The organism is Diaphorobacter ruginosibacter (assembly GCF_014395975.1).
In the GTDB taxonomy this organism is placed as follows: domain Bacteria; phylum Pseudomonadota; class Gammaproteobacteria; order Burkholderiales; family Burkholderiaceae_C; genus Diaphorobacter_A; species Diaphorobacter_A ruginosibacter.
In genome coordinates this window covers 2,805,655-2,824,704 of sequence record NZ_CP060714.1, presented here as the reverse complement: position 1 = coordinate 2,824,704, position 19,050 = coordinate 2,805,655, and the positions used below count along the sequence as shown (strand labels likewise).

Here is a 19,050-nt window from a genome sequence, read left to right as displayed (position 1 = left end):
TCACGAAATCGCCATGAGCAACCTGCGCAGCACTGCGGACTTTCTTCTTCACGACTGGCTTGACGTTTCCCGGCTCGCGCAGCGCGAGCGGTTCGCCGATCACTCGCGGGAAACCTTCGATGCCGTGTTCGACACCTGCGAGCGCATTGCACGCGAGAAATTCGCACCGTTCAATCGCACCGTCGATGTGGAGGAACCGCATTTCGACGGCGAGCGCGTGATCCTGCCGCGGTGCACCTACGATGCGCGCCAGGCCTATGCAGACAGCGGCATGTTGAGCGCGGCGCAGGACTATGAACTGGGCGGCATGCAACTGCCCTATGTGGTGGAGGCCGCGGCCAACGGTTTCTTTGCCTGTGCTTCCGTCAGCATCAACACCAGCATGCTGACCTCGGCGAACGCCAATGCGATCCTGGTCGCCGGCTCGCCAGTGCAGCAACGCGTGTTCGCTGCCAATGAATTCAACGGACGCTGGGCGGGCACGATGGCCCTGTCCGAGCCGCAGGCGGGCTCGTCCCTGAGCGACATCGCCACGCGCGCCGAGCCCGATGGCGTTGATTTCGAGGGCGATGTGCTGGGCCCGCGCTATCGCCTGCGCGGCAACAAGATGTGGATCAGCGCGGGCGAACACGAGCTCACGGAAAACATCGTGCACCTGGTGCTGGCGAAGATCCCAGGGGCCGACGGGAAGCTGGTTCCGGGCGTTAAGGGCATCTCGCTGTTCATCGTTCCCAAACAGCTCGTGAACGAGCAGGGCGAACTCACGGGCGAGCGCAACGACGTGGCGCTGGCGGGCCTGAACCACAAGCTGGGCTGGCGCGGCACGACCAATACGCTGCTGAACTTCGGCGAGGGCCGGTATCCCGTGCGCGGCGGGCCGGGCGCGATCGGCTACCTGGTCGGGCAGCCCGGTGAAGGCCTCAAGAACATGTTCCACATGATGAACGAGGCGCGCATCGCGATCGGCATGGCGGCCACGATGCTGGGCCTGGCAGGCTACTACGCGAGCCTTGACTATGCAAAGACGCGCACGCAGGGCCGACCCGTGGGCGTGGGAGGCAAGGATGCGGCGCAGGCACCGGTGGCCATCATCGAGCACGCGGACGTCAAGCGCATGCTGCTCGCGCAGAAAGCCTATGGCGAGGGCGCTCTCGCGCTCAACCTGTACTGCGCGCTGCTGGTCGACGAAGGCCGCACGGCTGCCGGGGAGCAGGCCGAGCGGGCCCGGCTGCTGCTAGAGGTGCTCACGCCGATTGCCAAGAGCTGGCCCAGCGAATGGTGCCTTGAGGCCAACTCGCTCGCGATCCAGGTGCATGGAGGCTATGGCTATACGCGTGACTTCCCGGTGGAGCAGTACTGGCGGGACAACCGCCTGAACATGATCCATGAGGGCACGCACGGCATCCAGGCCGCCGACCTGCTTGGCCGGAAGGTGCGCATGCAGGGCGGGGCAGGGCTCATGCTGCTGGCCGAGACCGTGAATGCCACGATCCAGAAGGCGATGGCGCACGCGCGGCTCGCGGGGCACGCCAACCAGCTGGCGCGTGCGCTGGCCGACGTGGGGGCCACGACCAAGGCGGCCTGGGCGAACGAGCAGCCCGAGGAAGCGCTGGCCAACGCCGTGCCCTACATGCAGGCCTTCGGCCATACCGTTCTTGCCTGGATGTGGCTGGATGTCGCCTGCAGCGTGCTCTCCCGCGATGCAACACTGTCCGACCCGCAGAGCGTCGGCCGCATGGGCGCGACGGACTATTTCTTCCAGTATGAGCTGCCGAGGATCGGTGCCTGGCTGCAGGTGGTGAAGGAGCGCAACATGGTTTGCGCCCAAATGCCGCTGGACGCGTTCTGACGGACACCAAACGTGACGTGGATCAAGGCTTGCACGGGTATCACCTGAGCGCCAAGGGGATAAGCGAGGAAAGAATGTTGAGAACCATTACCATTTGCGGCACTCCGACGTGACCGGCCCGCATGGGTGCTGTCGCGCAAAGCATTCAATGATCCATGGAATATCGACATGAAGCATCGCATTTCTTTCGCAATGACACTCGCCGCACTGGCTGCCACGGCTGCCGTTTCCGCCCATGCGGCCGAGGAGGTCACGCTCTACACGACGCGTGAACCTGCGCTCATCCAGCCGCTGCTGTCCGCGTTCACGGCGCAGACCCAGGTGAAGGTGAATACGGTCTTCGTGAAGGATGGCCTGCTCGAGCGCGTGAAGGCGGAAGGTGATCGTTCGCCCGCCGACGTGCTGATGACGGTGGATGCCGGCAATCTGCTCGACCTGGTGGAAGGTGGCGTGACGCAGCCGGTGAAGTCCGCGGCGCTCGACTCCGCGATTCCTGCGAACCTGCGCGGTGCCGACGGCCAGTGGTACACGCTGTCGATGCGTGCCCGCGTGCTGTACGCGGAAAAGAACCTGCCGCTCAAGAGCTTCCGCTACGAGGACCTGGCCGATCCCAAGTGGAAGGGCAAGGTCTGCATTCGCGCCGGCCAGCATCCCTACAACACCGCGCTGATCGCGGCGATGATCGCGCACGACGGCGAGGCGAAGACGGAGCAGTGGCTGCGGGGCGTGAAGAACAACCTGGCGCGCAAGGCGACCGGCGGCGACCGCGACGTGGCGCGCGACATCCTGGGCGGCATCTGCGACGTCGGCCTGGCCAACACTTACTACGTGGGCCACATGAAGGCTGCGAAGGAAGGCACCGACGCCCGCAAGTGGGGCGACGCCATCAAGGTCATCAAGCCCACCTTCGCCAACGACAAGAGCGGCGGCACGCACGTGAACATCTCGGGCGCCTCCGTGGCCAAGCATGCACCGCACCGCGAGAACGCGGTGAAGCTGCTGGAGTTCCTGGTGTCCGAGCCCGCACAGAACATGTACGCCCAGGCCAACTACGAGCATCCGGTGCGCAAGGGCGTGGCCCTCGATCCGGTGGTGGCGCAGAGCATCGGCGAGCTGAAGATCGATGCGCTGCCGCTGACCGAGATCGCCAAGTACCGCAAGCAGGCCAGCGCGCTGGTCGACAAAGTTGGCTTCGACCGCTGATCGTCTCACAGCGCCCTTTTTCCAGCGCTGGTCTTTCTTCCGGACAGCCTCGCCGCTGCGCCCCGTCGGGCGCATGTGGCAGGCTGTTTCCGTGCTTGTGGCGCTGGGCGTGCTGGCGCCCATTGCGTCGCTGATCTGGCTGGCCCTCGGCGCGGACTACGCGCACTGGCAGCATCTGATGCAGCATGTGCTGCCCGATGCCACGCTCAACACGGCGATGCTGCTGGCAGGCGTGGGCGTGCTGACGCTGGTGGTGGGTACGGGATGCGCCTGGCTCGTCAGCGCCCATGAGTTTCCAGGACGCAAGGTGCTGCAATGGGCCTTGCTGCTGCCACTGGCGATGCCGGCCTACATCGTGGCCTTTGCCTATCTCGATCTGCTGCATCCCATCGGGCCGGTGCAGGGTGCACTGCGCTGGATGCTGGGGTACAGCAGTCCGCGCGAATGGCGCCTGCCGGACCTGCGCTCCATGGGCGGCGCGATCTTCGTGCTGGGTTTCGTGCTGTACCCGTATGTCTACATGACCGCACGCGCCATGTTCGTCACCCAGCCCGCCCACCTGATGGAGGCGGCGCGCATGCTCGGGGAGAGCCGCTTCGGCGCGTTCCGCCGGGTGGCGCTGCCGATGGCGCGGCCCGCACTGGCCGTGGGCCTGAGCCTTGCCTTGCTGGAGACGCTGAACGACATCGGTGCCTCGGAATTCCTGGGCGTGAACACCCTGACGGTGTCGGTCTACACGACCTGGATCACGCGTACCGATCTGGCCGGCGCGGCGCAGATCGCCTGTTCGATGCTGCTGGCCGTGGTGGCGCTGGTGTGGCTCGAGCGGCGCGGCCGCCGCCACCAACGCTACGGCTCGGCGCAGCGCATGCGTCCGATCCAGCCGGAGCGTCTGCGCGGCGCGGCGGCCTGGGGCGCGACGCTGTTCACGGCGCTGCCTGTGCTCATCGGCTTCGTTGCGCCGGCGGCTTATCTGGCATGGGAGACCGCCAAGCGGCTGCGCCTCGGGCAGGGCATTTCGTCGGGGCTCTGGACCAGCCTTGCCAATACGCTGACGCTGGCCATGGGCGTGACCGTGCTCACCGTCCTGGCGGGGCTGATCGTTGCCTGGGCCACGCGCAGTGGCGTGAGCACGCGCCATCCCTCGCGGTGGCAGGCGCGGGTCGCCACGCTGGGCTACGCGGTGCCGGGAACGGTGCTGGCGATCGGCCTGCTGACACCCGCGCTGGCGGTGGATGCCGGCGTGGCGCGCATGCTGCATCTGCCGGGGCTGCCTCTGATGAGCCTGGGTGTGGTGCTGGTGGTGGCCTGCACGATCCGTTTCCTGGTGATCCCGGTGGGCGGCATCGAATCGGGACTCCAGCGCATTCCTTCGACGCTCGAGCAGGCATCGCGCCTGCTTGGCGAAACGCCGCTCTACACACTGGCCCGCGTGCATCTTCCGCTGCTGCGCCCGGCGATCGCGACCAGCGCGCTGCTCGTCTTCGTCGATGCGATGAAGGAACTGCCTGCCACGCTATTGCTGCGCCCGGCCAATTTCGACACGCTTGCCACCTGGCTGTACGGCGAGGCGGCGCGCGGAACCTATGAAGAAGGCGCCGTCGCCGCGCTGCTCATCGTGATCGCGGGGCTGCTGCCGGTGGTGCTCCTGGCGCGAACGCAATCCGGTGTGGCGGGTGCGGCAGGCGACTCGGACGCCTTCGCGCACATTCCGGACAATCCATCATGACAGCCGCACTGCGAATCGATCAGCTCAGCCTTGCCTACGACACACTGCGCGGTGCGCATTTCGTCGTGCGCGATTTCCGCCTGGAAGTGCAGTCGGGCAGCATTGCCAGCCTGCTCGGGCCCTCGGGTTGCGGCAAGACCTCGGTGCTGCGCGCGATCGCGGGTTTCGAGCCGGTGCAGGGTGGAGAGATCCGCCTGGGCGACGCGGTGCTGTCATCCACATCGGTTCACCTGCCGCCGGAGAAGCGTCATGTCGGCATGATGTTCCAGGAGTACGGCCTGTTCCCGCACCTGAGCGTCGCTCAGAACGTGGTGTTCGGCCTTCGCCGCAGGCCCCACGCGGAGCAGAACGCGCGTTGCGATGAACTGCTCAGGCTGGTGGGCTTGCAGGACGCGGGGCGCAAGTATCCGCACGAGCTGTCGGGCGGCCAGCAGCAGCGCGTGGCACTCGCGCGTGCGCTCGCTCCGTCGCCCGCGTTGCTGTTGCTCGACGAGCCGTTCTCCAATCTCGACGCTGCCACGCGCGAACGTCTCACCGTGGAAGTGCGCGACATTCTCAAGCAGACCGGGCAGACGGCTGTGCTGGTGACGCACAACGAGAGCGAGGCGCGCACCATGGCCGACTCCATGCTGGTCATGCGGCCGCTTGCCCATGCAACCCAGGACGCGGGTTCGCACTGATCGTTTCGGGGCAGGGCCGGTCTATACTGTGCCCATGGCTCAGCACCGTGCAGCAACTCGACTCGACTGCCACGCATCCGGCAACCCCGGTGGCGTGAACGCGCGCTGCTTCGACCATTTCCTGAATGCTCCCCCACCTGCGATGACCCTCGCGCCGCCACCGCGCGCGATGGCGGCCTGTCCGCCGCCCGGCTTCGGGTCTGGCCCCTCCCGGTCCTCCCGCGCCCGCAACGCGTATCGCGTGTAGTGCGTCGGTTGATCTTCCGGTCACGCTTCCTCATTTCCTGATCGCCGTCCGTCTGCGCTCCCCTGTGCGCTTGGCTGGTGCGGCGACGGCGTGACCTGCTTCCTCTTGATCGCAGGTGAATTTGTCATGTCTTTTCTTCCAACAAGTGCGCTGTCGCAGCGCCTGGGTTCCCTTTCGGGCGCAGCTGCCGCATGCGCCTTCGTGCTCCTCTGGGGCTGCTCGGCCATCGTCACGCGCTGGGCGCTGGACCACGGGTCGGCATCCGCCATCCTGATCGCGCGTTACGGCATCGCGCTGGTGCTGCTGCTGGCGATCATCGGCCATCCACGCCGCTGGCTGCCTGAGCCGGGCACGCGAGGCACCGTCGCAGCGGCAGGGCTGGTGATGATCGCCGGCTACTCGGTGTGCTACTTCGAATCGATGTCGCTGGGCATCACCCCGGGCATGCTGGCCGTGGTGCTGGGCGTGCAGCCCGTCCTCACGCTGCTGCTGGTGGAGCGCCGCTTTGGCGCTTACCGGCTGTGCGGCCTGCTGCTGGCATTGGCGGGGCTGGAGCTGGTGGTCTGGCAGAGCCTTGCGCGCACGGGGTTCGATGCTCCGGGCGTGGGGGGCGGCATGGCCTTCGCGCTTGGTGCGCTGGCATGCATCACCACGGGCTCGCTTCTGCAAAAGCGCGTGCGGCAATCACCGCTGCAGGTGCTGCCGCTGCAGTACCTGGCGACCTTGCTGGTCTGCGTGCTGTTCGCGCAGGTCCAGCCGCTGCGTTGGGAGATGGACTGGCGCTTCTGGCTGCCGGTGCTGTTTCTCGCGATCGTCACATCGGGGCTTGCCCAGCTGCTGCTGCACCGGTTGATCCAGCGCGGCAATCTGGTCAATGTCACCAGCCTGTTCTATCTGGTGCCCGCGGTGACCGCAGCCCTGGACTTCCTGCTGCTGGGCAACGCCATGCCCTGGCAGGTGGTGCTGGGCATGGTGTGCATCCTGGCGGGCGTGGTGGCGGTGCACCGGAGCTAGTGCTGGTATTACCCCTGGGCCATCAGCCGGGTGCCCGCATGGCGCGCGCGTAGCCCGTGGGCGCGAGCATGGCCACCAGCACGCCGACCACGCAGACGGCACCCAGCTGGTACAGCCAGCCGGCGGCGAAGCTGCCGGTGAGGCCATGCAGCTGCGCGATCACCCACGGTGCGGTGGCGGCCAGGATGAAGCCGCCGCCCTGCATCAGCGCATTGAGGGCGCCTGCCTGTGACGGTGAGGGCAGGTGGTCGAGTGCGACCACCATCATCAGCGCAAAGCATCCTCCGAGGCCCGCGCCGAGGACGATGGCATTGAGGGTGGGGAAGGCGTCGGGGCGCCATACCAGCACGCCGAACCCGACCAACTGGCACAGCAGCGTGAAGGCAATCCACGGCCTGCGGTCGCTGCTGCGCGCCGCAAGCACGGGCAGGCCCAGTGCCGCGGTGGCCTGCGCGATGGAGAGAATCGCGACGAGCGTGCCGCTGCTGGCGACGCTCCAGCCATGCGACTGGTAGAACGGTGCAAGCCAGGCGACGACGGCGGCATAACCACCGTTGACGAGGCCGAAACAGGCCATCAGCACCCAGGTGCGTGGCCGGCGCATCAGCCATTGCGTGTCACTCGTGACAGGCTGTTGTGCACCGGAACGTGCGCCGTGAGGCTGTGGCGGCGGCAGCTGGATGCGCCCCAGGGCGTTCCAGGCGAGCGGCAGCGCGATGACGACGGGCACCGTCCAGAGCGCCAGCGCCGCACGCCAGTCCCAACCCCATTGCATGGCCAGCGGCGAGATCTGTGCGCCAAGGGCGCCGCCGCCCATCAGGGCCGCGGAGTACAGGCCCATCATCGGGGCCACGCTGTGTGGGGACTGGCGCTTGATGACGCCCGGCAGAATGCCCTGGACGAGCGCCACGCCCGCCCCGCACAGTGCCGCGGTTGCCAGAAGGACCGGGGCGCTGCCGCCGATCCAGCGCAGGGCGCAGCCGGCGGCAATCAACACGAGCGACATGCATATCGCATGCCGGGCGCCCAGCCTCAGCAGTGCCGAAGGGGCCACCCAGGCGCCTACGCCCATGAGCGCCATCGGCAGCAGGGTGAGCCAGGACAGCTGGCTCAGGGTCATGCCGGTGGTCTCGCCGATCGCATGGCCGAGCGGGCCTACCGCGGTCAGGAAGGGGCGCAGATTGATGGTGACGGCGACGACGACCAGTATCCAGAAGGCGGGTGTGAGCGTGCCCCGGGGTGTTGGTGTCGTGGAAGAACTCAGTGACATCCACGCGCCTTCAGTCCCGTGCCTGCGGCCAGGGTGCGTCGCCATACAGCTGTGCGGCGGTGATGCCGGTATCCACACGGGCGATCGGCAGGGGCGGCGGATTCAGGCTCAGGCGCAAGCGCTGGTAGGTGCCTTCGCTGGAGAGGTTGTAGGGCGCTGCATCGTTGTTGTCGAATGCGAAGAAGACCTTCTCCACCCCCGTCATCACCAGCGCCGCGAGGCACATGGGGCACGGGTGGCCGCTCGCGTAGATCTCGCAGCCCGCGAGCGACGGGTTCCCGAGTGCGCGCGTGGCGCTGCGGATGGCCTGCATTTCCGCATGCGTGCTCGGGTCGTGCGACTGCACGATCTCGTTGATGCCGGTGGCGATCACCTGGTTGTCGCGAACCAGCACGGCTCCGAAGGGGCGGCCGCCCTGCAGGCGGTTCTCGTGTGCAAGCTGCACGGCCTGGCGCATCAGCGCAGTTTCGTGGGGCATGGGAAATTCCTGTGAAAGAACGGCGCAACGGCAGCATGCTGCCGCCGTAACGTAGGGAGAGTGGCTGGGCAAGCCGATTGTCGGTGAAGCCGGACTCATCGCCGCTTCGGGGATGGCCGCATTCGGTTCAATCAGTCTTGCCCGTTGTATGAAGAATGGCGGGAGCTCGCAATGAGGATGCGATCCGCGGCGTTGTCTTTTTCGTCAATAGCCATGGCTCGCCTTCAGAAGACGCCTTGCGGCTCATCCCGATCCGCGTCCAGCGGAATGGCGAGGGTTTTGCAGAGCCCTTGATGATAGCAATCATCGTCAACCTGGTTGTGCTTATGGGGATTGCATCACAGGCGGTAGACCAGCACCTTGAGCGATCGGTCGGGGTCGCGGTCGGCGAACACCGGCGGATTGGCGACGCGCTCGACGAATTGCAGCTCGGGCGCCTCGCTCCTCATGTGGTCGTGCACGAACGACTCCGGCAGCTCGGGGGCGTTCAGGCAGATCAGTGCATGGCCGCCGCGCGTGAGCAGGTCGGGTAGTCGGCGCACCAGCCGCGCATAGTCCTTGGTCGCGACGAAGCTGCCTTTCTGGTAGCTGGGCGGATCGACGATGACCAGGTGGTAGGGGCCGCCACGGGTGATCTTGCCCCAGCTGCTGAAGATGTCGTGCGAGAGAAAGCTGGCCCCCTGGCCCAGTTGGTTGAGGCGGTGGTTCTGCTGCCCGATGGACAGGGCCCCACGGCTCATGTCCATGTTCATCACGCTGGTGGCACCCGCCTGCAGCGCGACGACCGAAAACGCACAGGTGTAGGAGAACAGGTTGAGCACCCGGAAGGGCGCGGCAGGCTCGCGCTGCTGGTTGGCGATGTGCTCGCGCACCCACTGCCGCCCGGCGGCCATGTCGAGGAACAGGCCGTGGTTCTGGCCGCGCAGCACATGCACTGCGTAGTGCGTTCCTGCCTCGGTCACGACGTGTGATTCGGGCACCGTGCCGCTCATCAGCTCGGTGCGTCCCTGGCCGCCTGGCAGGCGGATCTGGAGCACCCAGTTGAGCGCTTGCCCGGGCGCGATCACCGCCCATCGCTGCTGAAGGGCGTGACCTATCGCGGCGATGTCGCTGTCATTCAGTTCCATGAAGCTGGTAAGCACCAGCACGGGTGGAAATGCATCCAGGGAAAGATGTTCGCAGCCTGCGTGCAGGCCGCCACGGCCATGGAACAGGCGTGTGGCGTCGGTGGGCAGGCTCATGTGAGCGATGGTGTCCAGCAGGGCTTGCATGGTGGAAGGATTCGAGGGCACGGAAAAAGCAGCGGGCCTTGCGGCACGCTGCGCGGAGAAAGGGGCGAGAAGGGACGGAGCGAGGATGCCCGGGCAGCGGTTTCTGTCAGCTGTTGCGGGCAGTCGTTACTGGCTTACAGTCCGATCTGGGCCAGCTGGAGCTGTCCATTGTGCATGGGCGGGCACCACAGGTAGGAGCCCGTGAGGGGACGCGAGAAACGGAAGAGACCGTCCACCAGCCCGTCGTCCAGGCCCGCCATGCGGCGCATCTGCACTTCGAACGCATCGAGCGAGCAGCCGAATGCTGCGAACATCAGGCCGCTGGCATCGCGCCCGCCCTCGCTGTGCAGCCAGGGCATGGAGCGTCGCAGCACGAAGGCCTCGGGGTCGAAGCTCTCCTGTGCGGTGCGCTTGACGTGCGCGGTTTCCGGGGCGTCCTCGAGTTCCTCGTTGTCGCTCAGGCGGCGGCCCATGATGTGGTCGCGCTCGAGCGTGCCGAACGACTCGAACTGCTCGTAGTCATGCAGCCAGCGCTGGTTGGCCAGAAAACTCGAACCATCCATCTGCGGTGTGGTGCCTTGCACGAAGGCGGCCGCCTCGGCCTCCTCGCCTTCGGGATTCTCGGTGCCATCCTCGTAGCCGGTGAGGTCATGGGCATGGGCCTTGTTCACCGGGCCGTGGCGGAAGGCATCGACGATGTGCTCCACCTCGAATGCGGGCCGCAGCAGCTGGGCGAGCGCACGCGTGCGGTTGACCTGGTCGCCGCGGTCGCTGCCGCGCAGCCACAGCAGCAGGGTGGCGGGCGTGGAGGGAACGCTCAGGCCCTCGGGGCCGCTCAGGGCCGGAAACTCGCGCAGGCGGGGCACTTCGGCGCCGAGCCGGTTCACCAGCTGGGGTCCGAGAGCCGCTACCGTCGATTCGCCGTCCACCAGCGATTTCATGCGCGTGAGGGAGGCCTGCAGCGAAGCGGCATCCGCTGTCTCCGCAATGCGGAAGAAAACATACCGCGCAACGGCGGGAATGGGTTGGAGAATGCCCGGCTGGCAGGCGACGGTCGTGGAATGGGTGGTGCGGATGGCGTTCTGCATAGGTGCAACAGTACCAGAGTGCGGGCTCTGCAACCCCGAACGGGGATTGGATTTCCGTATCGCGGCGATCAGGCATCTTCAGCCGCATCCCTCCTTGCCCCGTCGTTGTCCCATCGCTGTTCCGGGCTTCTGGACAGGTGGTGGGCAATCGCCAATGCGACACGGGCTGCGCGCGCGCTTCGCGACAATGCAGCCGTCCATCATCATTCTCAGCAAGGAATCAGACCATGTCTCGCACGGTGCAGGAACTTTTCGATCTCAAGGGCAGGACCGCGCTGGTGACGGGCGGCTCGCGCGGGCTGGGCCTGCAGATGGCCGAGGCGCTGGGCGAGGCAGGTGCCCGCATCATGCTCACATCGCGCAAGGCATCGGATCTGGAGGAGGCCGCGGCGCATCTGCAGGCCAGGGGCATCGATGCGCGCTGGATCGCAGCCGACTGTGCCGATGAGGGCGACATCCGTCGGCTGGTGAGCGAGACGCTCGAGCGCATGGGTGACATCGACATCCTGGTCAACAACGCAGGGGCCACCTGGGGAGCGCCAGCCGAGGACCATCCCGTTGCTGCATGGGACAAGGTGATGAACCTGAATGTCCGTGGCTATTTCCTGCTCAGCCAGGAAGTGGGCAAGCGCAGCATGTTGCCGCGCGGCAAGGGAAGCATCATCAATCTGGCATCCATCGCTGCACTGGGCGGCAATCCCACCGAGATGAAGACCATTGCCTACAACACCTCCAAGGGGGCGGTGCTCAATTTCACGCGTGCGCTGGCCGGCGAATGGGGTCCGAGCGGAGTGCGGGTGAACACCATCTGCCCGGGGTTCTTCCGCACCAGGATGGCCACCGTGCTGATCGACACGATCGGCGAGGAAAAGATGTGTGCGGGCGCACCGCTGCGCCGCCTGGGCGACGACGAGGACCTGAAGGGACTCGCGTTGCTGCTGGCCAGCGACGCGGGCAAGCACATCACGGGCCAGTGGATGGCGGTGGACGGCGGCGTGAGCTCCATCCTGGGTGGCTGAAAGACAAGGAAGCAAGGAAGTCAAGTGACGCCCATGCAGCCTGGCCCAGCGGGTATGCTCGACCGGGAGATAGACATCAATCCGGAGAAACATCTTGCTGAGCTTTCAAGTTGACGTGCCTTTCGTGAAGCATCTGGGCTTCACGCTGCATCACATGGAAAACGGTACATCGGAGCTGCACTACACCCCGCAGCCCGAACACCTGAATTCGCACGGCGTGACCCATGGCGGTGCCACCATGACCCTGCTCGACGTGGCGCTGTCCGTCGCGGCGCGCAGCGACACGCCCGAGCACGGCATCGTCACCATCGAGATGAAGTCCACGTTCATGGCACCGGCAAAGGGGCCGCTGGTCGCCAAGGCCCGCCGCATGCATCGCACGCGCACGCTGGCCTTTGTGGAGGGCAGCGTGTACGACTCGCATGGCACGCTCTGCTCGACGGCGTCGGGCACATTTCGCTACGTGCCGCGCGGCAAGCTCGAGGGTGCTTCAGCTGCCCCGGTTGCCACCGATTGAGACGCGGAGGTTGACCATGACACTTTCGATGCAGTGGAGCTGCAAGCCCTTTGATGAACTCACGGTGCACGAGCTGCACGATGCGCTGGCGCTGCGCTGCCGTGTCTTCATCCTGGAGCAGGGGCCCTACCAGGACGCCGACGAATACGACAAGCGCGCCTGGCACTTGCTGGGGCGCGACCCCGGCTCGCCGCACGGGCAGGCATTGCTGGCCACGCTGAGGTTTTTCGGGCCGGCCGTCAAATACGAGGAAGCGTCGATCGGCCGTGTGGCCTGTGCTCCCGAGATCCGCGGGCACGGCATCGGGCGGCAGCTTGTCGCCGAGGGCATGCGGCAGGTGACGCGGCTTTTCCCGGGCCAGCCGGTGCGCATCAGCGCCCAGGCCCATCTGCAGCGCATGTATGCCGAGCACGGGTTCAGGACGGTTTCTGAGGAGTACCTGGAAGATGACATTCCACACGTGGAAATGCTGTTCACGCCGACGGCCGGCTGAGAGGCTGTTGCACATTCATATTCACATTCATATGGCCAGTGTGCGAGACCAACGGAGACTTCATAGATGATCGAGAATTTTGCAGGCAAGACGGCTGTGCTGACCGGAGCCGCCTCCGGTTTCGGGCTGGAGTGTGCCCGCATCGGCGCGCGGCTTGGAATGCAACTGGTGCTGGTGGACGTGCAGTCCGATGCGCTGGCGGCGGCCGAGGCCGAGATGAAGGAGCTGGGTGCCGAGGTCCTTGCGCGGCGCGTGGACGTATCGAGCGCCGCCGAGATGGACGCGCTGGGCGCGGCCGTGCAGGAGCGCTTCGGTGCGCCGCACCTGGTCTTCAACAACGCAGGCGTCGGCGCTGCAGGGCTGGTCTGGGAAACCTCGGCGCGCGAGTGGGACTGGGTGCTGGGTGTCAATCTGCACGGCGTGGCACACGGCGTGCGCGTGTTCACGCCGATGATGCTCGAAGCCGCGCGCAACGACGCCGGCTGGCGGGGCCACATCGTCAACACGGCCAGCATGGCCGGGCTGCTGGCCACGCCGAACATGGGCGTCTACAACGTCAGCAAGCACGCCGTGGTGGCGCTGTCGGAGACGCTCTATCAGGACCTCAGCCTGGTCACCGACCAGATCGGCGCGAGCGTGCTGTGCCCGTACTTCGTTCCGACGGGTATCGGCCACAGCGAGCGCAACCGCCCGGACGCGTTGAACCAGGCGCAATCCACGCGCAGCCAGGAAGTGGGCGCGCAGATGCTCGACAAGGCGGTTGCGAGCGGCAAGGTCACCGCGCAGGAGGTGGCCCGCAAGGTGTTCGATGCCGTGGCCGCCAACCAGTTCTACATCTACAGCCATCCGCAGGCGATCGGATCCGTGCAGACCCGCATGGAAGACATCCTGCAGACCCGCAATCCCAGCGATCCCTTTGCCGCGAAGCCGCAGCTGCGAGAGCAGTTGCGTGCCCAGTTGCTCGCTGCCAGGTGAAACGCATTCCAGACGCCCGTCCCGAACGCCTCGAACGTCCTGTTCCGAGGGGTGCACGCCTTTTTGCCACGGCGATAGGTGAGTGCGGCATGGCGTGGTCCGATGCAGGTATCTGCGCGGTGCAATTGCCGGAGCCGGATTCGGCTCGCACGCTGGCCAGGCTGCTGCGCGGGTTGAATGGCCTGCCCGAAGACCCGCCCATGCTGCTGGGCGCGGATGCTCCCGATGATGTCGTGAAGGCCATCCGTGGAACGCAGGCCTTACTGCAGGGCGAACCGCTTGACCTGCTCGAGGTCCAGCTGGACCAGCGCGGCGTTCCCGAGTTCGCCTGCCGTGTCTATGCCCTGGCCCGGGCGATTGCCCCCGGGCAGACACGCACCTATGGCGAGCTGGCCCGCGAGCTCGGCGACGTGCACCTGTCCCGTGCCGTAGGGCAGGCACTGGGCGCCAATCCCTTCGCGCCCATCGTGCCGTGCCATCGCATTCTTGCGGCAGGAGACCGCTCGGGCGGCTTCTCCGCTCACGGCGGTGCCATGCAGAAGATGCGCATGCTCGAAATCGAGGGCGCCTGCCCGGGCGGCACGTTGCCGCTGTTCTGATCCCGGCTTTCCACAAAGGCTCTCCCTCGCGGGCCACGCGCGCTCTCATCGCAAAAAACGATTGCGCAGGGGAGACCATGGCGTTCAGTCGGCTGTTTCGCGGGCGCCTGCTGCAGTGCACGGTTTTCCCTAGAATCGTCAACCATGTTGCTGAGCATGGATGTGGCCGTTCCCGGCTGGCGCACCCAACCTGCTCCAAAAAAATAAAGGACGACTGGATGACCGATGCAGCCCGCATGGATGCGGCAGTGCCCGTGGAGGCCGATGGCCTGCCGATGCCGCAGCGGCGCTATTCGATGCTGGTCATCATCCTTGGCATTGCGCTGTCGGTGCTGGATTCGAGTATCGTGAACCTGGCCTTGCCCGATATCGGACGCGAGCTGCAGGTGAGCGCGGCGCAGGCGGTCTGGGTGGTCAACGCCTATCAGCTTGCCACACTGGTGCTGTTGCTTCCATTGGCTGCGCTGGGCGACAAGCTCGGCTATCGACGCGTGTACCTGGTGGGCATGGCGCTGTTTGCGCTGGCGTCCGTGGGCGCGATGCTGGCGCGCAGCATCGAGACGCTGATCTTCGCACGCGCGCTGCAGGGCCTTGGCGCGGCGGGCGTGATGAGCGTGAACGCCGCACTGGTGCGGCTGACCTATCCGCGTGCCGGGCTGGGCCGGGGCATGGCGCTCAATTCCGTGGTGGTGGCCACGTCGTCGATGGCGGGCCCTTCGATCGCCGCGGCGATTCTCTCGGTGGCCTCCTGGCCGTGGCTGTTTGCGATCAACCTGCCGCTGGGCCTTTTCGTGTTCTGGCTGGGCAAGCGTGCGCTGCCCTCCAATCCGCCCGCAGAGACGGCGGGTCCACGCTTCTCTGTTCTCGACGTGATCCTGAACGTTGCCATGTTCACGCTGCTGTTCCTGGGCGGCGAGCAATTGGGCGTGCGTACCGGCAGCGAGCACAACTCGCCCATGCTCGGCGCGGTCTTCCTGATGGCGGGCGTGATCGTGGGGGCCCTGTACGTGCGCAGGCAGTGGAACCTGACCGCGCCCATGTTCCCGGTCGACCTGTTGCGCATTCCGGTGTTCCGCCTGTCCATGGGAGCGTCCATCGGTGCTTTCTGTGCGCAGATGCTGGGGTTTCTGGCCATGCCGTACCTGCTGCTTGAGGTGCTGGGCTACGGCCACCTGAAGGCAGGCCTGCTGATCACGGCGTGGCCGCTGGCCACCGTGGTGGCAGCGCCGATCGCAGGGCGACTGATAGGGCGTTTCCATGATGGCATGCTGGGCGGCATCGGCATGGCCATGTTTGCCCTGGGCCTGCTGTCGCTTGGCCTGCTGCCATCGCAGCCGGCGGACTGGAACGTGGCCTGGCGCATGGCATTGTGCGGCGCCGGCTTCGGCCTGTTCCAGTCGCCGAACAACCACACCATCGTGACCTCGGCACCGTTGAACCGCAGCGGTGCGGCCAGCGGCATGCTGGGTTCGGCGCGCCTGACGGGGCAGACGCTGGGTGCCGTCCTGCTGGCGGCGATCTTCGCGCTCTGGCCGGCACACGATGGTTTCTCGGAGCGCGTGGCGCTGTGTCTGGGCGCTTTCAGTGCAGTGCTGTCCGGCATCTGCAGCACACTTCGTATCCAGCGCGGTATCAAGCGCGACGGCGCAGCGGGGCACTGACCCGCACGTTCTCTTGCGCGTTGCGCACCATGGCGAACAAGTCCTTGGGATCGTGCAGTTCGGGAATCAGGTCGATGGTCTCGAGCAGGTCCGCGCTGCGCGCCAGCCCCTGCATGGTGCGCAGCGCGGAGTAATCCTCGAGCGCGAACCCCACCGAGTCGAACAGCGTGACCTGACGGTGTGACGTCCTGCCTTGCGCATGCCCGGCAATGACCTCCCAGAGTTCGGTCACCGGAAAGTCGGGCGGCATCTGCTGCAGTTCGCCTTCGATACGGGTCTGCGGTTCATACTCGACGAACACGGAGCTGCGCTTGAGCACGGCGGCCGTGAGTTCCGTCTTGCCAGGGCAGTCGCCGCCAACGGCATTGATGTGCATGCCGGGCGCGAGCATGCTGGCGTTGAAGACCGTGGCACGCGACTTGTGGGCCGTGAGGGTCGTGACCACATCCGCGCCGCGCACCGCTTCATGCACGGACGGGCAGTCCCTGATCTCCGCGCCACAGGACTCCGCCCATGGGGCGATGTTGCGCATCAGCTTGGCCGTGGCGGCCGGATCGGTGTCGAACAGGCGCAACTCCCTGATTCCAAGCAGGCCGATGAAGGCCAGCGCCTGGAACTCACTCTGCGAACCATTGCCGATGAGCGCCATGCAGGTGCTGTCGCTCCTTGCAAGCCGCCGTGCCGCCACCAGCGACGTGGCGGCGGTGCGCAGGGCCGTGGTCAGCGTGAGCTCGCTCAGGAAGCGCGGGGCTCCGGTCGCCACGTCCGCGAGCGCGCCGAAGGCCATCACGGTGGGCAGGCCGTGCCGCGTGTTGACGGGATGGCCGTTGACGTACTTGAAGGCATAGTCATCGGCGTCGGCCACGGGCATCAGCTCGATCACGCCGCTGGGCGAATGGGCCGCGATGCGTGCGGACTTGTCAAAGTCCCGCCAGCGGGAGAAGTCCGCCTCGATGGCGTCGGCCATCCGACGCAGGCATTCGATCACGCCGGTCCGGGAGACCAGCCGCGCCGCGTTGCCGGCGCTCAGGAACTCCGTGCGAACCGTGGGCCGGGGCAGGGGAGTGGAAGACATGATGGGCTCCAATCGATGTCCATGCAAACGGAGCTTCCTCGCAATGTGCCTGCTCGTCAAGACCGGCCGGGCCGTGGCGCGGTGGAGCTGGACGGGAGCGCGGCCTCAGCGTGGCGGCTGCAGCGCGTCGATGCGGGTGGCCAGCGACTGTACCGACAGAGGCGCGCAGCCTTCCGCATGATTGCTGATCGCCACGTAGACGTTCTGGCCGTGCGATGCGAAGGTCTGGATCAGCCGGGCGAGTTCCGCGTGCAGCTCGGGCTCGGGATGGTGGATGCGGTCATAGGGCGAATAGAGCTTTTCCGCATCTGCATAGCCGTAGGGGCCGTGGATGGGGTGAAGGTTCCAGCGGCATACGAGCGGACCGGGCCAGAGCTTGCGCAGCAGTTTCAGCTGTTCCGAGAGCGGCGGCATCTTGGCATGCAGGCCCACGCAGTAGGTGGCATGGCCTTCGCGCAGGGCGCTGGCGAACAGCGGCAGCATGTCGGGCGCCAGCCATTGCGGGTCGCGCACCTCGACGGCGATCACGCCGTCCGGCGCCAGCGGCGCAAGGGTGGGCAGGGCGCTCAGCATGCGGCCCAGCCGCTCGATGGTTTCGGGCAGGCGTTCGAGCATGTTCCAGGGCAGCGGCGAGAGCTGGAAGACCAGCGCGCCCAGGGTGCGGCCCAGGCCTTCGAGCGCCGGGGCCACGAATTCCTGCAGTGCCAGTTCGGGGCTCAGGAACGCGGGATTGGGCTCCTTGCCGCGTCCGTCGTCGCTGCGCACCAGCGCATCGGTGATCAGGCTGGGGGCCTTCACCATGAAGCGGAATTCGGGTGGAACCTGCGCCGCATACCGTGCGTAGTCACTGGCCGTCAGCGGGCGGTAGAAGCTGCGGTCGATGCTCACGGTGCGCAGCAGCGGATGCTGTGAATAGACCGGCAATCCCTTGCGCGAGAGTGTCTGCTCCGAAGCGCTCGATTCCCACACGAGGCCCGTCCACCCGGGGTAGCTCCATGATGATGTGCCCAGGCGCACGTTGGGAGGCAGTGCGGCACCCAGTGCCCGTAGCTCTGGCTTCCAGTCGAAGGGTTGCAGTCCGGCGCGGCGCGAGGGCTTTGAAGAGGTCTTGTCATCGACCGAATCCGGGTTGGCGTCTGCCTCGTCTGCAGCGGATACCAGCGATTTCGCCGTCGGCCGGGACGGAGGCGTGGGCGGCGCGCCGAAAAGATCGTCCTGCACGGGTTCGTCCTGCACGTCCTCGCTGATTTCCTTGTTCATGGGCTGACTACTCATTGACTAACTTATGCAAACAGACCGCCTTCATCGAGCAGGTCGTAGGCGATTTCGGGATGTAGCTCCATGCTCTTCTTGATGGCTGCGGGAATGTTCTGGCGTGTCTTCTTGCACAGGCCGGGCTGTTCGTTCACGAGGATGGCGATGCCGCGCAGGCTGCGCACCTCGTGGGGCCCGAGGCTGATCGTCAGTTCGATGCCCAGTTGCCGCCGCAGCAGGTCCTGCAGGTGGCGCAGGTCATCGAGCGACGCCAGGTTCTCAAGCCGCTGCACCAGCCGCTTTTCCTCCTCGCGGGTGAGCCGCAGAATGCGCAGGTCGGCCCCGGGCGACTGCAACAAGGCGTCCCTGCCGCAGACACACGCGCCCGGTGGGCATTCTGTGCGGATGGGAAAGGGCGCGGAGCTCATGGTGTGCAAAAAGGGGGAGCAGGACCGGATTCCTGGATTCGTTCGTCGTTCGGGTGCGCTCCATCGTATTACAGCCGAAATACCGTGTGGCGGTGCCGGATGCAGGCTTATACAGCGATGTGCGGCGCGGGATGTACGATTTCTGACATTCGCCCGCCCGGGCGCCCGGCCCACGTGTGGCAAACTCTGCCGCTTCGCGT

18 protein-coding genes are annotated in these 19,050 nt (G+C 66.3%); 11 read left to right on the top strand and 7 right to left on the bottom strand.

Going from position 1 to position 19,050, the window contains the following annotated elements; all coding sequences use genetic code 11:
- Positions 1-13: 13 nt before the first annotated feature.
- From H9K76_RS12735 to H9K76_RS12715, 5 genes are all read left to right on the top strand, one after another.
- Positions 14-1,849: an acyl-CoA dehydrogenase gene (locus H9K76_RS12735; protein WP_187595801.1), complete on the top strand. Its 1,836-nt coding sequence runs from the start codon at positions 14-16 to the stop codon at positions 1,847-1,849.
- Between the two features lie 168 nt (positions 1,850-2,017).
- Positions 2,018-3,052 (top strand): Fe(3+) ABC transporter substrate-binding protein, encoded by a 1,035-nt coding sequence (locus tag H9K76_RS12730; RefSeq protein WP_187595800.1) that lies wholly within the window; start codon positions 2,018-2,020, stop codon positions 3,050-3,052.
- 73 nt (positions 3,053-3,125) lie between these two features.
- On the top strand, positions 3,126-4,781 hold the full coding sequence (locus H9K76_RS12725; RefSeq protein WP_187595799.1) for an ABC transporter permease: 1,656 nt from the start codon (positions 3,126-3,128) through the stop codon (positions 4,779-4,781).
- Positions 4,778-5,461, top strand: a complete 684-nt coding sequence (locus H9K76_RS12720) for an ABC transporter ATP-binding protein (protein ID WP_187595798.1) — start codon at positions 4,778-4,780, stop codon at positions 5,459-5,461. The genes H9K76_RS12725 and H9K76_RS12720 overlap by 4 nt, the downstream gene beginning before the upstream one ends.
- A gap of 373 nt (positions 5,462-5,834) precedes the next feature.
- The gene (locus H9K76_RS12715) at positions 5,835-6,722 is read left to right on the top strand and encodes a DMT family transporter (protein ID WP_187595797.1); all 888 of its coding nucleotides are present in this window, start codon (positions 5,835-5,837) and stop codon (positions 6,720-6,722) included.
- 22 nt (positions 6,723-6,744) lie between these two features.
- Here H9K76_RS12715 and H9K76_RS12710 read toward each other — a convergent pair whose 3' ends face one another.
- The 4 genes from H9K76_RS12710 to H9K76_RS12695 all read right to left on the bottom strand — a co-directional run bounded on the left by H9K76_RS12710 (position 6,745) and on the right by H9K76_RS12695 (position 10,829).
- On the bottom strand, positions 6,745-7,992 hold the full coding sequence (locus H9K76_RS12710) for an MFS transporter (RefSeq protein WP_187595796.1): 1,248 nt from the start codon (positions 7,990-7,992) through the stop codon (positions 6,745-6,747).
- Positions 7,993-8,002: 10 nt separating this feature from the next.
- Entirely contained in the window at positions 8,003-8,449 is a 447-nt protein-coding gene (locus H9K76_RS12705; protein ID WP_187600622.1) for a nucleoside deaminase, read from the bottom strand.
- Positions 8,450-8,808: 359 nt separating this feature from the next.
- Positions 8,809-9,741, bottom strand: coding sequence for a class I SAM-dependent methyltransferase (locus tag H9K76_RS12700; RefSeq protein ID WP_187595795.1), 933 nt, complete (start codon positions 9,739-9,741; stop codon positions 8,809-8,811).
- Positions 9,742-9,875: 134 nt separating this feature from the next.
- Positions 9,876-10,829 carry a Dyp-type peroxidase gene (locus tag H9K76_RS12695; RefSeq protein ID WP_187595794.1) on the bottom strand — a complete coding sequence of 318 codons (954 nt, stop codon included), beginning with the start codon at positions 10,827-10,829 and terminating at the stop codon, positions 9,876-9,878.
- A 227-nt stretch (positions 10,830-11,056) separates the two neighbouring features.
- Here H9K76_RS12695 and H9K76_RS12690 point away from each other — a divergent pair, with 227 nt between their 5' ends.
- The 6 genes from H9K76_RS12690 (at position 11,057) to H9K76_RS12665 (ending at position 16,093) form a co-directional block, all read left to right on the top strand.
- Positions 11,057-11,848 (top strand): SDR family oxidoreductase, encoded by a 792-nt coding sequence (locus H9K76_RS12690; protein ID WP_187595793.1) that lies wholly within the window; start codon positions 11,057-11,059, stop codon positions 11,846-11,848.
- A 94-nt stretch (positions 11,849-11,942) separates the two neighbouring features.
- Positions 11,943-12,365 (top strand): PaaI family thioesterase, encoded by a 423-nt coding sequence (locus tag H9K76_RS12685; RefSeq protein WP_187595792.1) that lies wholly within the window; start codon positions 11,943-11,945, stop codon positions 12,363-12,365.
- Positions 12,366-12,381: 16 nt separating this feature from the next.
- Complete coding sequence (locus tag H9K76_RS12680; RefSeq protein WP_187595791.1) at positions 12,382-12,858, top strand: GNAT family N-acetyltransferase; 477 nt, start codon at positions 12,382-12,384, stop codon at positions 12,856-12,858.
- Positions 12,859-12,924: 66 nt separating this feature from the next.
- Positions 12,925-13,833: an SDR family oxidoreductase gene (locus H9K76_RS12675; protein ID WP_187595790.1), complete on the top strand. Its 909-nt coding sequence runs from the start codon at positions 12,925-12,927 to the stop codon at positions 13,831-13,833.
- A gap of 89 nt (positions 13,834-13,922) precedes the next feature.
- Positions 13,923-14,432 (top strand): methylated-DNA--[protein]-cysteine S-methyltransferase, encoded by a 510-nt coding sequence (locus H9K76_RS12670; RefSeq protein WP_187595789.1) that lies wholly within the window; start codon positions 13,923-13,925, stop codon positions 14,430-14,432.
- Positions 14,433-14,650: 218 nt separating this feature from the next.
- Positions 14,651-16,093 carry an MFS transporter gene (locus H9K76_RS12665; protein WP_187595788.1) on the top strand — a complete coding sequence of 481 codons (1,443 nt, stop codon included), beginning with the start codon at positions 14,651-14,653 and terminating at the stop codon, positions 16,091-16,093.
- Here H9K76_RS12665 and H9K76_RS12660 read toward each other — a convergent pair.
- The 3 genes from H9K76_RS12660 to H9K76_RS12650 all read right to left on the bottom strand — a co-directional run bounded on the left by H9K76_RS12660 (position 16,065) and on the right by H9K76_RS12650 (position 18,850).
- The gene (locus tag H9K76_RS12660; RefSeq protein ID WP_187595787.1) at positions 16,065-17,168 is read right to left on the bottom strand and encodes an ornithine cyclodeaminase; all 1,104 of its coding nucleotides are present in this window, start codon (positions 17,166-17,168) and stop codon (positions 16,065-16,067) included. The genes H9K76_RS12665 and H9K76_RS12660 overlap by 29 nt on opposite strands.
- Before the next feature lie 105 nt (positions 17,169-17,273).
- A complete protein-coding gene (locus H9K76_RS12655) occupies positions 17,274-18,389 on the bottom strand; it encodes a DUF72 domain-containing protein (RefSeq protein WP_425489704.1) in 1,116 nt (371 codons plus the stop codon).
- A gap of 62 nt (positions 18,390-18,451) precedes the next feature.
- Positions 18,452-18,850 (bottom strand): hypothetical protein, encoded by a 399-nt coding sequence (locus tag H9K76_RS12650; RefSeq protein ID WP_187595785.1) that lies wholly within the window; start codon positions 18,848-18,850, stop codon positions 18,452-18,454.
- Between the last annotated feature and the right edge of the window lie 200 nt (positions 18,851-19,050).

Excerpts from the sequence above, each read along its gene's own strand:
- H9K76_RS12665 (WP_187595788.1), top strand. The coding sequence starts at position 14,651 with ATGACCGATGCAGCCCGCATGGATGCGGCAGTGCCCGTGGAGGCCGAT.
- H9K76_RS12680 (WP_187595791.1), top strand. The coding sequence starts at position 12,382 with ATGACACTTTCGATGCAGTGGAGCTGCAAGCCCTTTGATGAACTCACG.
- H9K76_RS12710 (WP_187595796.1), bottom strand. The coding sequence starts at position 7,992 with ATGTCACTGAGTTCTTCCACGACACCAACACCCCGGGGCACGCTCACA.
- H9K76_RS12720 (WP_187595798.1), top strand. The coding sequence starts at position 4,778 with ATGACAGCCGCACTGCGAATCGATCAGCTCAGCCTTGCCTACGACACA.
- H9K76_RS12700 (WP_187595795.1), bottom strand. The coding sequence starts at position 9,741 with ATGCAAGCCCTGCTGGACACCATCGCTCACATGAGCCTGCCCACCGAC.
- H9K76_RS12705 (WP_187600622.1), bottom strand. The coding sequence starts at position 8,449 with ATGCGCCAGGCCGTGCAGCTTGCACACGAGAACCGCCTGCAGGGCGGC.
- H9K76_RS12735 (WP_187595801.1), top strand. The coding sequence starts at position 14 with ATGAGCAACCTGCGCAGCACTGCGGACTTTCTTCTTCACGACTGGCTT.
- H9K76_RS12660 (WP_187595787.1), bottom strand. The coding sequence starts at position 17,168 with ATGTCTTCCACTCCCCTGCCCCGGCCCACGGTTCGCACGGAGTTCCTG.
- H9K76_RS12725 (WP_187595799.1), top strand. The coding sequence starts at position 3,126 with ATGTGGCAGGCTGTTTCCGTGCTTGTGGCGCTGGGCGTGCTGGCGCCC.
- H9K76_RS12730 (WP_187595800.1), top strand. The coding sequence starts at position 2,018 with ATGAAGCATCGCATTTCTTTCGCAATGACACTCGCCGCACTGGCTGCC.
- H9K76_RS12650 (WP_187595785.1), bottom strand. The coding sequence starts at position 18,850 with ATGAGCTCCGCGCCCTTTCCCATCCGCACAGAATGCCCACCGGGCGCG.
- H9K76_RS12670 (WP_187595789.1), top strand. The coding sequence starts at position 13,923 with ATGGCGTGGTCCGATGCAGGTATCTGCGCGGTGCAATTGCCGGAGCCG.
- H9K76_RS12675 (WP_187595790.1), top strand. The coding sequence starts at position 12,925 with ATGATCGAGAATTTTGCAGGCAAGACGGCTGTGCTGACCGGAGCCGCC.
- H9K76_RS12715 (WP_187595797.1), top strand. The coding sequence starts at position 5,835 with ATGTCTTTTCTTCCAACAAGTGCGCTGTCGCAGCGCCTGGGTTCCCTT.
- H9K76_RS12695 (WP_187595794.1), bottom strand. The coding sequence starts at position 10,829 with ATGCAGAACGCCATCCGCACCACCCATTCCACGACCGTCGCCTGCCAG.
- H9K76_RS12690 (WP_187595793.1), top strand. The coding sequence starts at position 11,057 with ATGTCTCGCACGGTGCAGGAACTTTTCGATCTCAAGGGCAGGACCGCG.